Raw genomic sequence first — 12152 nt, 5'->3', positions numbered from 1 at the left:
CGCGGGAGGCAGCAGATCACGCTCTCTCGACCCACTGCGCGCGCCAGGCGGGGGCATCGAAGGGGTCTGCGAAGTATTGCGTCTCGCGCGCCACCTTGATGCCTCGGAACTCCATGATGCTCACGGTGTACGCGCGCTTGCCGCCGTAGTCGATCGTGTACTCCGTGATCCACAAGCTGCCCTCCCCCGCGATCCGGCGAACCGTGAAGCCCGAGGGCTTGCCGGGGTGATGGCTGCGAAGCGCCTGCAGGTTGTGGCGACCGTGGATGACCTCGCCCGACTGCGGATACATGCACACCGCATCGTCGTGATAGATCTCATGCTCGGCCACCTGGTCGCCCGCGGCGGAAGCCAGCCAATGCCGCTCGACAGCCATCCGGATGTTCTGCTCTTCCATGATCGACCTCCATGCGCGTCGGCTGCCTTGCGGCACAAATGCCCGGTGACAGGCTTGCTGTGGCGACTGTAGCCCCGTACATCGCGTGCGCAAAGGCCCCGGTGCCGATGCCGCCGCTGTGCGAAGCCGCCCTAAACTGCCCGCATGACCGCACCAGCCATCGACACGCAAAGCCACTTCAATGATTCGCAAGCGGTGTCCAGCTAACCCGACAAGACCCGCCGACTGGTGCCGGGCTGGTCCGACCTGCAGAAGATGGCGACCCTCCTATTGGCCGAGCGCGCACCGGCGCACGCCGATGTGCTGGTCGTCGGCGCGGGCGGCGGTGTAGAGCTGAAGGCTTTCGCGCAGGCCTACCCGCAATGGCGCTTCGTCGGTGTCGATCCGGCGAAGTCGATGCTCGACCTGGCGCAAGAAGCGCTCGGACCGCTGATGGAACGCGCCCAGCTTCACCACGGCTACGTAGACACCGCGCCCGCCGGCCCGTTCGATGCGGCGACCTGCCTGCTGACGATGCACTTCATTGCGGTCGACGAGCGCAGGCGCACATTGACGCAGATCCGCCGGCGCCTGAAACCGGGGGCGCCTTTCGTCATGGCCCACATGAGCTTCCCGCAGGCGCCGGCGGAACGCGCGCTGTGGCTTTCGCGTTACGCGGCGTTCGCCATGTCGTCCGGTGTCGATGCGCAAGCTGCTCGCAACGCGGCGACCGCGATCGGCGAAAGACTGCCGGTGATCGGCCCCGACGATGAAGAGGCGCTGCTCGCGGAGGCCGGCTTCGGCCAGGCTCAACTGTTCTACGCAGGCCTGGCCTTCCGCGGCTGGGTGGCGTATGCCTGACAGCCCATGGGCGGCGGTCACGCGGCGCGGCGCCGGCCGCAGGGCAAAATCCCTGCTCGCCGCGCCGGTCGGCCTCCCTTCCCCATGCCGCCCACTTCGCCAGAACCGCTAATCGTTCCGCGCCCGCGCATGCGCCGCCGCGCGCTGGCAAGCTGGGCCGCAGCCCTCGCGCTGGCCCTGCTGCTGATCGGCCTGGCCGCCCAATGGGCCGGCATGCGCGAAGCCAGCTTCCAGGCCGACTCGATCCGCCGCGCCATGGAAGTCCATGTGCTGGGCCTGCGCGACTCGGCCGGCAAGTACAACTACCTGCCGTTCACCACCGGCCTGCACCCCGAAGTGCTGGCCGCACTGGCCTACCCGCGGGACGCCGCCGTGCAGCAGCGCGCCAACCTCTACATCGAGGAGGTGAACCGCCAGGCGGGCTCCGACGCGCTGTACCTCAGCGACCTGAACGGCACGACGCTCGCGGCCAGCAACTGGGCCACGCCGCAGAGCTTCGTGGGCGAGTCGTATGCCAACCGGCCCTACTTCATCGACGCGCGCGCGGGGCGCGGCGGCATGTTCTACGGCGTGGGCCAGACCACGGGCGAGCCGGGGCTGTTCATCTCGGCGCCGGTGCGCGCGGGCGGCAGCGAGGTGCTGGGGGTGGTCACCGTCAAGGTCAGCCTGCGCCAGCTGCAGGAGGCCTGGGCCTTCGTGCGCGACCCGATCCTGCTGACCGACGCGCGCGGCGTGGTGTTCCTGAGCTCGGTGCCCTCGTGGCTGTACCAGACCACGCGCGACATTGCGCCGGGCGAACTCGACCGCATGCGGCGCGACCAGCAATACGGCGGGCGCACCAGCTTTGCGCCGCTGCCGTGGAAAGTGGAGCGCAGCGACGACCAGCCCGGCTACCTGGTGCGCACCGACATCGCCGGCAAGCCGCGCCGCTTCCTGGCCGTCGACGAGCCCCTTCCCGACCTGGGCTGGACGCTCACGGTGATGGCCGACCACGCCGAGGTCACCCGTGCCCGCGAGCGCGCCTGGATGCTCGGCCTGCTGTGCGCCGGCGTGCTGCTGCTGGGCGGGCTGTACTGGCAGTTGCGCGAGCGCCGTTTCGCCGAGCAGCGCGATGCGCGGCGCGACCTGGAGCTGCGCGTGCGCGAGCGCACCCACGCGCTGGACGAGGCGCACGCCTTCCGCAAGGCGATGGAAGACTCGCTGCTGGTCGGCATGCGCGCGCGCGACCGCGAAGGCCGCATCACCTACGTCAACCCGGCCTTCTGCGACATGACCGGCTACGGCGCCGACGAGCTGCTCGGCAAGCTGCCGCCCTACCCCTACTGGCATCCGAACGACGTCACGCAGCACTGGCAGCACTACGACGCCATGATGAGCGGCCAGCCCGCGCGCTCGGGCTTCGAGTCGCGCCTGCGGCACCGCGACGGGCACGAGGTGATCACCATGGTCTACACCGCGCCGCTGATCGACGCCGGCGGCGCGCACAGCGGCTGGATGAGCTCGGTGGTCGACATCACCGAGCAGAAGCGCGCCGAGTTGCGCCAGCGCCAGAACGACGAACAGCTGCAGCACGCGCAGCGCCTGGCCAGCCTGGGCGAGATGGCTTCCACCCTGGCCCACGAACTGAACCAGCCGCTGATGGCGCTGAGCAATTTCGCGAGCGCGGCCAAGGCTTTCGCGGAGCAGGGCAACCAGCAACTGCTGGTGAGCAGCCTGGACGAGACCATGGCGCAGGCCCAGCGCAGCGCCGAGATCGTGCGGCGCATTCGCGGCTTCGTGCGCCAGCGCACGGTGGGCACCGAAGACTGCGCGGTGAGCGCGCTGGTGGCCAACGCGCTGGCGCTGCTGCAGGGCGAAATGCGCCAGCGCCAGGCGCGTGCCGAGGTGCACATGCCCCCGAGCCTGCCCCCGGTGCGCGGCGACCGCGTGCTGCTGGAGCAGGTGCTGCTCAACCTGGTCTCCAACAGCCTGCAGGCCATGCAGGCCACGCCACCCGAGCAGCGTGTGGTGGAAATCGACGCCGAGCTGCTCGACGGCCGCGTGCACATCCGCGTGGCCGACCATGGGCCCGGCATCGACGCCGCGCTGGCCGAGCAGGTGTTCGCGCCCTTCTTCACCACCAAGGCCGGCGGGCTGGGGCTGGGCCTGAACATCTGCCGCACCATCGTGGAGGCCCACCGGGGCCGGCTGTCCTTTGCCGACCGGCCCGGCGGCGGTACCGTATTCACCCTTGCGCTGGAGATCTCACCGCCATGACCGCAGCCCATGCCATCGCTCCCCTGGCCAACAACCTCTGCGTGGTGGACGACGACGAGGCCGTGCGCCGCTCGCTCGGCCTGCTGCTGCTGTCGCGCGGCTACGCGGTGCAGACCTTTGCGTCGGGCGAGGCCTTTCTGGCGGGCGCCGACCTGCAGCGCGCCGGCTGCGTCGTGCTCGACCTGCGCATGGAAGGCGTGAGCGGCCTGCAGGTGTTCGACGCGCTGCGCGCGCAGGACAGCCCGCTGGTCGTCATCTTTCTTTCGGGGCACGGCGACATCCCCATGGCCGTGGAGGCCGTGCAGAACGGCGCCTTCGGCTGGCTGGAGAAGCCCTGCAACGACGAGCGCCTGCTCGACAGCATTGCCCGGGCCCTGCAGCAGGCCGGAGACATTGCGGTGCGCCGCCAGGCCCGACAGGCCGCGCAGGCCCTGTGGAGCAAGCTCACCCCGCGCGAGATGCAGGTGGCGCGGCTGGTGGCCGAGGGCAAGCCCAACAAGCAGATCGCCCTGGAGCTCGCGCCGCTGGAGCAGCGCACGGTGGAAACCCATCGGGCGCATGTGTTCGGCAAGCTGGGGCTGTCGAACAGCCATCAGCTGGACCGGTTCCTGCGGGAGCATGGCCTTTGAGCGCTCGACCCCTTCCATTCGCACACCTGAACCCATGCCCACGGAAAACACCCCAGCAACCCGCTCGCTCATTGGATCCGCGCTGACCTGTCTCGCGATGCTGTCGATGACCAGCGGGTGTGCCTCTGTCGAGGTGCGGGAGGGTCAAAGGCTCGATGCCGTCCTGGCGGCAGCGAAGGGAGAGCCGGCCGACAAGCTGGCCCGGACATTGGCTTCGCAGGGCTACACCTGCAGCCCCGCCCCAGGCGCCGCGTCGGGCGGGACCACGGCGCTGCAGTGCTCGAGTCAACGCGCCAATCTGTGGCCACCGTATTCCTGCATCTTCCGCGTCGACCTGCAACCCGAGCCGCAAGCAGGCGCTGCTGGCGCATCTCCGGTCGTGAGCCATGTGTGTGCCGGCCTGTAGGCGGGGGCAGGCCCTGCGGGCCATCGCCGCATGGCTTTCAATCGACGAACGCTGCCAGCTCGTCGGGCGATCCGGTGGGAAAGGCCTCTTTCAGGAAGTCCAGGAACACTGAAACGCGGGTGCTCAGCAGCCTGCGCGACGGATACAGCGCCCACAGCGCAATCTCAGGTCCGTCGACATCGCCCCAGTGCACCAGACGCCCTGCGGCCAGGTCGTGAGTGACCAGCGACAACGGCAGTCGCGCCGCCCCGACGCCTGCCCTGACGGCGTCGCGCACCATGAACAACGAGGACAGGCGCAGCACGGGTTCCACCTCGATGCGTTTCGTGCCGGACGGACCGGTCATCTCCCATGTCGAGCGCTGTTCCCCCGCCCCGCTGCCGCCACGCACCACGGCCGGGGCAGGCTCGGTGCCCGTCGGCCACCCGAGTCCGGGGCTCGCCACCACCACGAGCCGGTCCCTCAGGAAGATCCGCCCGACCAGCCGCGCATCGGGGTCGGGGTTCACGCGGATCACCACGTCATAACCCTCTTCCACCATGTCGACCGGCCGGTCCTCGGTGGTGACCTCGAGCCGGACGTCGCCGTACTGCAGGGCGAATCGGGCGGCGAGCTTGCCCATCGCGGCTTGCGAGAAGAGCAGGGGCGCACTCACCCTCAGGCTGCCGCGCGGGGCACCGCCGCCAGATGCGATCGCCGCCGCGGTCTCGTCGATTTCGGTCAGCAGCACCGAGGTCCGCTCGTAGAGGGCGCGCCCCTCCTCGGTGAGCTTCAGGGTGCGCGCGCCCCGCTCGAACAGGCGCAGGTCGAGCCCGCGTTCCAGGTCGGCCACCCGGCGCGACAGCGTCGCCTTCGGCCGCCCGGATTCCCGGGCAGCGCGCCCAAAGCCGCCGTGACGCGCCACGAGGTTGAAGTCGGTGAGGGCGAGGAAGTCCATGTGTTCCACCAGTGAGACGAGGTGTCCAAATATAGGGTCTATCGGCCCGGCCCTGGAACTTTGAAGATCGAGGCTCCTTCAACGAACCGGAGCAATTCCATGACCATCCTCATCACGGGCGCCAGCGGCAACATCGGCCGCCAGGTCGTCCAGCAACTCGTCGACCGCGGCGCCGCCGTGCGCGCACTGGTGCGCGATCCGTCCAAGGCCACCTTCCCCGAAAGCGTCGAGGTCGTGCAGGGCGACCTGCTCGACGTGGCGGCGTTGCGCCGCGCCATGGCCGGGGTCTCCACCCTGTTCCTGCTCAACGGCGTCGTGCCGGACGAGTTCACCCAGGCCCTGGTCACGCTCAACGTGGCGCGCGACGCAGGGGTCGAGCGCGTCGTCTACCTGTCGGTGATCCACAGCGACAGGTATGTGAACGTTCCCCACTTCGCGGGCAAGTTCGGGGTGGAGCGCATGCTCGAGCAGATGGGCTTCGGCGCCACCATCCTGCGGCCGGCCTACTTCATGCAGAACGACCTCACGATCAAGGATGCGGTGCTCGGCCACGGCGTCTATCCGATGCCCATCGGCGCCAAGGGGCTCGCGATGATCGACACGCGCGACCTCGCGGAGATCGCCGCCATCGAACTGCTGGCGCGCGACGCATCGCAGACGCTGCCGCTCAAGCGCATCAACCTGGTCGGTCCCGACACGCTGACGGGCGCCGACGTCGCCGGCATCTGGTCGGCCGTGGCGGGTCGCCCGATTGCCTACGGCGGCGACGACACCGTCGGCTTCGAGAAGAACCTCCTGAACTTCATGCCAGGCTGGATGGCCTACGACATGCGCCTCATGAGCGAACGCTTCCTGTCGGACGGAATGACCCCGGAGGCCGGCGACGTGCAGCGCCTGGCGACGCTGCTGGGACGCCCATTGCGCTCGTACCGCGACTTCGCCTTCGAGGCTGGCGCCTCGGCCTGAGCGACGGGCCCGGCAACGTCAACGTCAACGAAAAGGAGCCCCTCATGATCAATTCAGACACCACTGCCACGTTCGCCGTGCCGACCCGCAAGAAAGTCCTGGTTCTCGGCGCCACTGGCGGCACGGGCCGGCTCATCGTCGAGCAGGCGCTTGCACGCGGGCACGACGTGCACGCACTGGTGCGCTCGCCCGAAAAGGCGAGCGGCCTGGAGGGTGCGACGATCACCGTCGGCGACGCCAGTGACGAACGTGCGTTGCGCAAGGCCCTCGGGGGCATGGACGCCGTGATCAGCGCGTTGGGCACGCCGGCCAGCCCTTTCCGGGAGGTGACCGCGCTGTCCACTGCAACGCGTGCACTCGTCGGTGCGATGCGGGCGGAAGGCGTGCAGCGGCTGGTTTGCATCACCGGCATGGGGGCTGGCGACAGCGCCGGGCACGGCGGCTTCTTCTTCGACCGGCTGATTTTTCCGGCCCTGCTGCGCAAGGTCTACGCCGACAAGAACCGGCAGGAAGCGCTCGTCAGGAACAGCGGGCTCGACTGGGTGCTGGTGCGGCCTTCGGTGCTCAACGACAAGGCCTCGGGGCCCGCGGTTCGCGCCCTCACGGACCTCTCCGGCTTCCACGGCGGGACCATCGCGAGGGCGGACGCGGCAAGCTTCGTTCTGGACCAGGTGAACGGCGACGCCTGGCTGCGCCGGTCGCCGCTGATTTCCTGGTGAAGGGTGAGGGGCTGCTGGTGGCCGACGCTACAGCCCGCCTTTGCTCTTCTTCCAGAGCGTTGCATCGGGCGGCACCGCCGCATCTGCGTCGAGCGAGAACTTGTCGTGAAGCAACCGCCAGCAACCGAACGGCAGCTTGGCCCGCATGTAGTAACTGCCGAAGCCGCTGCCGCTCAGTTGCGGCGCCACGCCTGTGCATTCCTCCAGAACGATGGCTCGCCAGCGGCTCACGTCCAGCAGTTCACCCGTCTTGGCGTTCCAGCCCAGGTCGATGGGCGATGTCAGCACTTCGGGGCTGACCGCCTGACGGCGGGCGAGCGTTGCGACGTGCAGCTCGGGGTCCTTGAATGCCGGAACACGCGTGACGGCCAGCAGCTCGAAGCCCGCCCCGATCAACACCGGCGCGACGTCGGCAACGTTCAGGCCGAGCAGTGCCGCAAGTGCCCAGTAGTCCGCATCTCCCTTGTCGAGTCGCGCCACGCAGGCGGCGGCAAAAGCCGCTGTGTCGGCGCGCCAGACCTTGGCGAATGGTGCGAGGCTGTTCTTCAGCAGCCCGACTTCGTGCATTGCGCCGAGCACGTTGATGTGGTCATCGACCGTGTCGCTGGTCGAGGCGCGTGTGGCCGCGGCGGCCAGCGCCCAACGGCCTTTGTCGGCGGACTCTGCCGCGAGTTTGCTGAGTTTGTTTTGCATGCTGGTGTTGCGCGGGTTGGCGTGAGGTGATGACGGCCCTTGGGCTCAAAGCAGATGCTTGCCGTTTCAGACAGGGGCCCGCAGCTTGCGGAGCCGCACCGGAATTTAGCCGCTGAATTTTTTGTGCACTCACGCAATCACCCCGCCCTCTCATTGGAGCGCGGCCCTGCGCCAAGCGCACCTCGGGTAAGCCTTTCTAGGTATTTACCCTTGCGTACCGATACGTAGCCGCACGGCGGGCAGCTACGGACGACAGCGCGGCCTCTGCCCGACAGACTCGCCGGCACGGCTCCACGCGACCCCGGAAGGTCCGTGGCAGACCCCCGCCAGAGACGACAAGGACTCCTCCCATGACCACCATCGCCAACACCGGCGGCGCCAGCGCGGACACTTCCGACGCCAACGCGCCCTATACCTTCGAAGAAAAACGCAAGCGCATCTTCGCCATCTTTGCCGCATCGTCGGGCAACCTGGTCGAATGGTTCGATTTCTACGTCTACGCCTTCTGCGCCATCTACTTCGCGCCGGCGTTCTTCCCCAAGTCCGACCCGACCGTGCAGCTGCTGAACACGGCCGGCGTGTTCGCCGCCGGCTTCCTGATGCGCCCGGTGGGCGGCTGGCTGTTCGGCCGGCTGGCCGACCGCAAGGGCCGCAAGACCTCGATGGTGGTCTCGGTCACCATGATGTGCGTGGGCTCGCTGATCATTGCCTGCCTGCCCACCTACGCGCAGATCGGCGCCACCGCGCCCGCGCTGCTGCTGGCCGCGCGCTTGCTGCAGGGCCTGTCGGTCGGCGGCGAGTACGGCACCACCGCCACCTACATGAGCGAGGTCGCCATGCGCGGGCAGCGCGGCTTCTTCTCGTCGTTCCAGTACGTCACGCTCATCGGCGGCCAGTTGCTGGCCGTGGTGGTCGTGGTGGTGCTGCAGCAGGTGCTGGACGAGTCCGAGCTCAAGCGCTGGGGCTGGCGCATTCCCTTCGTGCTGGGCGCCCTGGCGGCCGTGGTCGCGCTGATGCTGCGCCGCACGCTCACCGAGACCGCCAGCAACAAGACCCGCGCCGCCAAGGGCGCGGGCACCATGCGCGAACTGTTCACGCATCACAAGCGCGCCTTCCTGGTGGTGCTGGGCTACACCGCCGGCGGCTCGCTGATCTTCTACACCTTCACCACCTACATGCAGAAGTACCTGGTGAACTCGGCCGGCATGTCGATCAAGACGGCCAGCAACGTCATGACCGCGTGCCTGTTCATCTACATGTGCATGCAGCCGCTGTTCGGCGCGCTGTCCGACCGCATCGGACGCCGCACCAACATGCTGCTGTTCGGCGCCCTGGGCGCGCTGATGACGGTGCCGGTGCTCAGCAACCTGCAAAACGTCGGCAGCCCGCTGATGGCAGGCTTGCTGATCACGGTGGCGCTGGCGGTGGTGAGCTTCTACACGTCGATCAGCGGCATCGTGAAGGCCGAGATGTTCCCGCCCGAAGTGCGCGCACTGGGCGTGGGCCTGTCGTATGCGGTGGGCAACGCCATCTTTGGCGGCAGCGCGGAATACGTGGCGCTGGGGTTGAAGTCGATCGGCCACGAGTCGTACTTCTACTGGTACGTGACGGGCATGATGGCCGTGGCCTTCCTGGTGAGCCTGCTGCTGCCGAAGCAGGCGAGCTACCTGCACCACGACAAGTAGGCGTTTCAGGGCGCGTCGGCGCGCCCTTTCGTGAGCCGGCCGGCGACCAGGCCCGCCAGCGCGCCACCCAGGACGGCGCCCGCGACGGGAAGCCGGCCCACCGCCCACCCCGCCAACGCGCCTGCACATGCGCCGGCGAACGCCCAGGCCCACGCCGTACGCCGCCGCGCGTACGCGCGGGAGGGCTTCTGGGCCCACATGCCGTTGGCCACCAGCCAACCGATGGCGATCACCCACAAGATCACTGTCGTGAACAAGCTGTACTCCCTGGTCCAAGAAAGCCGGCATCGCGCCGGCGCTTTCACAGGGTAACCGGGCGCGCTTTCAAAACGGTTGCGAGCAATGCACACGGGCGCGGAATGGGCGCGCCGCCTACGCGCGGCCGCGCCAATTACTACCGCGCGCGGCCGCGCCGGCGTGGAAACTTTGCAGGCCCTTTTCCGCAAACCACCCACGCCCTCCCCACACCCATGGCAGACACATCTTCCGTTCCGCAGCCCCTGACAGTGCTGGAAGGCACCTCCCACCCGCTCGGATCGACCTTCACGGGCGACGGCGTCAATTTCGCCGTGTTCTCGGCGCATGCCACGCGGGTCCAGGTCTGCATCTTCGACGAGGCCGGCACCACGCAGATCGGCTGCGTCACGCTGCCCGAGTACACCGACGAGATATGGCACGGCTTCGTGCCCGGCCTGCAGCCCGGTGCGCGCTACGGCCTGCGCGTGCACGGCCCCTACGAGCCCGAGAAGGGCCACCGCTTCAACCACCACAAGCTGCTGCTCGACCCCTACGCCAAGGCGCACATGGGCGAGCTGAAGTGGGGCCCCGAGGTGTTCGGCTACACCGTGGGCCACGAAGACGGCGACCTGAGCTTTGACGAGCGCGACAGCGCGCCCTTCGTGCCCAAGTGCGTGGTGGTCGATTCGCGCTTCGAGTGGACGCAGACCGACGCCCTGCGCGTGCCATGGAAGGAAACCGTGTTCTACGAAACCCACGTGCGCGGCTTCACCATGAAGCACCCGAAGGTGCCCGAGCAGTTCCGCGGCACCTTCGCCGGCATGGCGCGCGACGAGGTGCTGGCGCCCATCCGTGCGCTGGGCGTGACCAGCGTGGAGTTGCTGCCGGTGCAGATGTTCCTCAACCAGTCGTCGCTGCTGGAGCAGGGCCTCACCAACTTCTGGGGCTACGACACCATCGGCTTCTTCGCGCTCGACCCGCGCTACATGGACGGGCCGCACATCGACGAGTTCAAGCACATGGTCGACCGCTTCCATGCGCACGGGCTCGAGGTGATCCTGGACGTGGTCTACAACCACACGCCCGAGGGCAACGAGCTCGGCCCGACGATCTCCTTCAAGGGCATCGACAACGCCAGCTACTACCGCCTGATGCCCGGTGGCGACGGGCCGGGTCCGCGCTACTACATCAACGACACGGGCACCGGCAACACGGTGAACCTGAGCCATCCTCGCGTGCTGCAGATGGTGATGGACAGCCTGCGCTACTGGGTGACGGAGATGCGCGTGGACGGCTTCCGCTTCGACCTGGCGACCATCCTGGCGCGCGAGCCGCACGGTTTCGACGAAGGCGGCGGCTTCCTCAAGAGCTGCCGGCAGGACCCGGTGCTTTCCAGCGTGAAGCTGATCGCCGAGCCGTGGGACATCGGCCCCGGCGGCTACCAGGTGGGCGGCTTTCCGCCGGGCTGGGCCGAGTGGAACGACCAGTTCCGCGACACGGTGCGCGCCTACTGGAAGGGCGACGAAGGCATGGCCGGCAAGCTGGCGCAATGCCTGACCGCGAGCGGCGAGCGCTTCAACCAGCGCGGACGCCGCCCTTGGGCCAGCGTCAACTTCATCAGCGCGCACGACGGCTTCACGCTGGCCGACACGGTGAGCTACAACGAGAAGCACAACGAGGCCAACGGTGAGGACAACCGCGACGGCCATTCGGACAACCGCTCGTGGAACTGCGGTGTCGAAGGCCCGACCGACGACGAGGAAGTGCTCGCGCTGCGCGCGCGCCAGCAACGCAACCAGCTCGCCACGCTGATGCTGTCGCAGGGCACGCCGATGCTGCTGGCGGGCGACGAGTTCGGCCGCACGCAGCAGGGCAACAACAACGCCTACTGCCAGGACAGCGAGATCTCGTGGGTCGACTGGACCACGGCCGAGGGCGAAGCCGGGCGCGCGCTGGCCGCGTTCTCGGCGCGGCTGCTCGCGTTGCGCAAGGAGCTGCCGGTGCTGCGGCGCAACCGCTTCCTGGCCGGCGCCTTCTTCGAGGACATCGGCGTGAAGGACTCGACCTGGTTCACGCCGGCGGGCGAGGAAATGCAGGCGCCCCACTGGGAAGACCTGCAGACCCGCTCGTTCGCGCTGCTGCTGGACGGCCGCGCGCCCGCTTCGGCCATTCCGGTCAAGGCGCACGACGCCAGCGTGCTGCTGGTGTTCAACGGCTGGCAGGACGCCGTGCCCTTCGTGCTGCCCGCCCCGCCTGCGGGCGCGTGGACGCTGAAGATCGACACGGCCGACCCGGCGCTGGGCGTGGACGATGCCACGACGAAGGAGGAGTACCTCGCGACCGGGCGCTCGGTGCTGGTATTCACCAGCCGGTAGGCACCGGTCTTT

Annotated in this window: 12 protein-coding genes; 8 read left to right on the top strand and 4 right to left on the bottom strand. The window is 68.6% G+C overall.

Features of this window, described 5'->3' with window-relative positions:
* Positions 1-16: 16 nt before the first annotated feature.
* A complete protein-coding gene (locus AC0IYU_RS29640; RefSeq protein ID WP_472124600.1) occupies positions 17-397 on the bottom strand; it encodes a nuclear transport factor 2 family protein in 381 nt (126 codons plus the stop codon).
* Positions 398-625: 228 nt separating this feature from the next.
* Here AC0IYU_RS29640 and AC0IYU_RS29635 point away from each other — a divergent pair, with 228 nt between their 5' ends.
* The 4 genes from AC0IYU_RS29635 (at position 626) to AC0IYU_RS29620 (ending at position 4528) form a co-directional block, all read left to right on the top strand.
* A complete protein-coding gene (locus tag AC0IYU_RS29635; RefSeq protein ID WP_472124597.1) occupies positions 626-1237 on the top strand; it encodes a class I SAM-dependent methyltransferase in 612 nt (203 codons plus the stop codon).
* Between the two features lie 84 nt (positions 1238-1321).
* Positions 1322-3493, top strand: a complete 2172-nt coding sequence (locus tag AC0IYU_RS29630) for a sensor histidine kinase (protein ID WP_472124594.1) — start codon at positions 1322-1324, stop codon at positions 3491-3493.
* A 14-nt stretch (positions 3494-3507) separates the two neighbouring features.
* Positions 3508-4122 carry a response regulator transcription factor gene (locus tag AC0IYU_RS29625; RefSeq protein WP_472124740.1) on the top strand — a complete coding sequence of 205 codons (615 nt, stop codon included), beginning with the start codon at positions 3508-3510 and terminating at the stop codon, positions 4120-4122.
* 34 nt (positions 4123-4156) lie between these two features.
* Complete coding sequence (locus tag AC0IYU_RS29620) at positions 4157-4528, top strand: hypothetical protein (protein WP_472124591.1); 372 nt, start codon at positions 4157-4159, stop codon at positions 4526-4528.
* Positions 4529-4565: 37 nt separating this feature from the next.
* Here AC0IYU_RS29620 and AC0IYU_RS29615 read toward each other — a convergent pair whose 3' ends face one another.
* Positions 4566-5465, bottom strand: coding sequence for a LysR family transcriptional regulator (locus AC0IYU_RS29615; protein WP_472124589.1), 900 nt, complete (start codon positions 5463-5465; stop codon positions 4566-4568).
* Positions 5466-5564: 99 nt separating this feature from the next.
* On the opposite strand from AC0IYU_RS29615, the gene AC0IYU_RS29610 reads away from it, so the two are divergent.
* Positions 5565-6431, top strand: coding sequence for an SDR family oxidoreductase (locus tag AC0IYU_RS29610; RefSeq protein ID WP_472124586.1), 867 nt, complete (start codon positions 5565-5567; stop codon positions 6429-6431).
* A gap of 44 nt (positions 6432-6475) precedes the next feature.
* Positions 6476-7150, top strand: coding sequence for an NAD(P)-dependent oxidoreductase (locus AC0IYU_RS29605; protein WP_472124583.1), 675 nt, complete (start codon positions 6476-6478; stop codon positions 7148-7150).
* A 27-nt stretch (positions 7151-7177) separates the two neighbouring features.
* On the opposite strand, the gene AC0IYU_RS29600 is transcribed toward AC0IYU_RS29605, so the two are convergent.
* Positions 7178-7843, bottom strand: coding sequence for a hypothetical protein (locus AC0IYU_RS29600; RefSeq protein WP_472124581.1), 666 nt, complete (start codon positions 7841-7843; stop codon positions 7178-7180).
* 350 nt (positions 7844-8193) lie between these two features.
* Here AC0IYU_RS29600 and AC0IYU_RS29595 point away from each other — a divergent pair, with 350 nt between their 5' ends.
* On the top strand, positions 8194-9528 hold the full coding sequence (locus AC0IYU_RS29595) for an MFS family transporter (RefSeq protein ID WP_472124579.1): 1335 nt from the start codon (positions 8194-8196) through the stop codon (positions 9526-9528).
* Positions 9529-9533: 5 nt separating this feature from the next.
* Here AC0IYU_RS29595 and AC0IYU_RS29590 read toward each other — a convergent pair whose 3' ends face one another.
* Positions 9534-9785 (bottom strand): hypothetical protein, encoded by a 252-nt coding sequence (locus tag AC0IYU_RS29590; protein WP_472124576.1) that lies wholly within the window; start codon positions 9783-9785, stop codon positions 9534-9536.
* A gap of 213 nt (positions 9786-9998) precedes the next feature.
* Here AC0IYU_RS29590 and glgX point away from each other — a divergent pair, with 213 nt between their 5' ends.
* On the top strand, positions 9999-12140 hold the full coding sequence (glgX, locus tag AC0IYU_RS29585) for a glycogen debranching protein GlgX (protein ID WP_472124573.1): 2142 nt from the start codon (positions 9999-10001) through the stop codon (positions 12138-12140).
* Positions 12141-12152: the final 12 nt, after the last annotated feature.

The organism is Variovorax sp. AC103, assembly GCF_979254005.1.
The sequence above is the reverse complement of the archived record's forward strand: the minus strand, read 5'-3'. Positions and strand labels throughout refer to the sequence as shown.

Excerpts from the sequence above, each read along its gene's own strand:
- AC0IYU_RS29640 (WP_472124600.1), bottom strand. The coding sequence starts at position 397 with ATGGAAGAGCAGAACATCCGGATGGCTGTCGAGCGGCATTGGCTGGCT.
- AC0IYU_RS29630 (WP_472124594.1), top strand. The coding sequence starts at position 1,322 with ATGCCGCCCACTTCGCCAGAACCGCTAATCGTTCCGCGCCCGCGCATG.
- AC0IYU_RS29620 (WP_472124591.1), top strand. The coding sequence starts at position 4,157 with ATGCCCACGGAAAACACCCCAGCAACCCGCTCGCTCATTGGATCCGCG.
- AC0IYU_RS29615 (WP_472124589.1), bottom strand. The coding sequence starts at position 5,465 with ATGGACTTCCTCGCCCTCACCGACTTCAACCTCGTGGCGCGTCACGGC.
- AC0IYU_RS29610 (WP_472124586.1), top strand. The coding sequence starts at position 5,565 with ATGACCATCCTCATCACGGGCGCCAGCGGCAACATCGGCCGCCAGGTC.
- AC0IYU_RS29605 (WP_472124583.1), top strand. The coding sequence starts at position 6,476 with ATGATCAATTCAGACACCACTGCCACGTTCGCCGTGCCGACCCGCAAG.
- AC0IYU_RS29600 (WP_472124581.1), bottom strand. The coding sequence starts at position 7,843 with ATGCAAAACAAACTCAGCAAACTCGCGGCAGAGTCCGCCGACAAAGGC.
- AC0IYU_RS29595 (WP_472124579.1), top strand. The coding sequence starts at position 8,194 with ATGACCACCATCGCCAACACCGGCGGCGCCAGCGCGGACACTTCCGAC.
- glgX (WP_472124573.1), top strand. The coding sequence starts at position 9,999 with ATGGCAGACACATCTTCCGTTCCGCAGCCCCTGACAGTGCTGGAAGGC.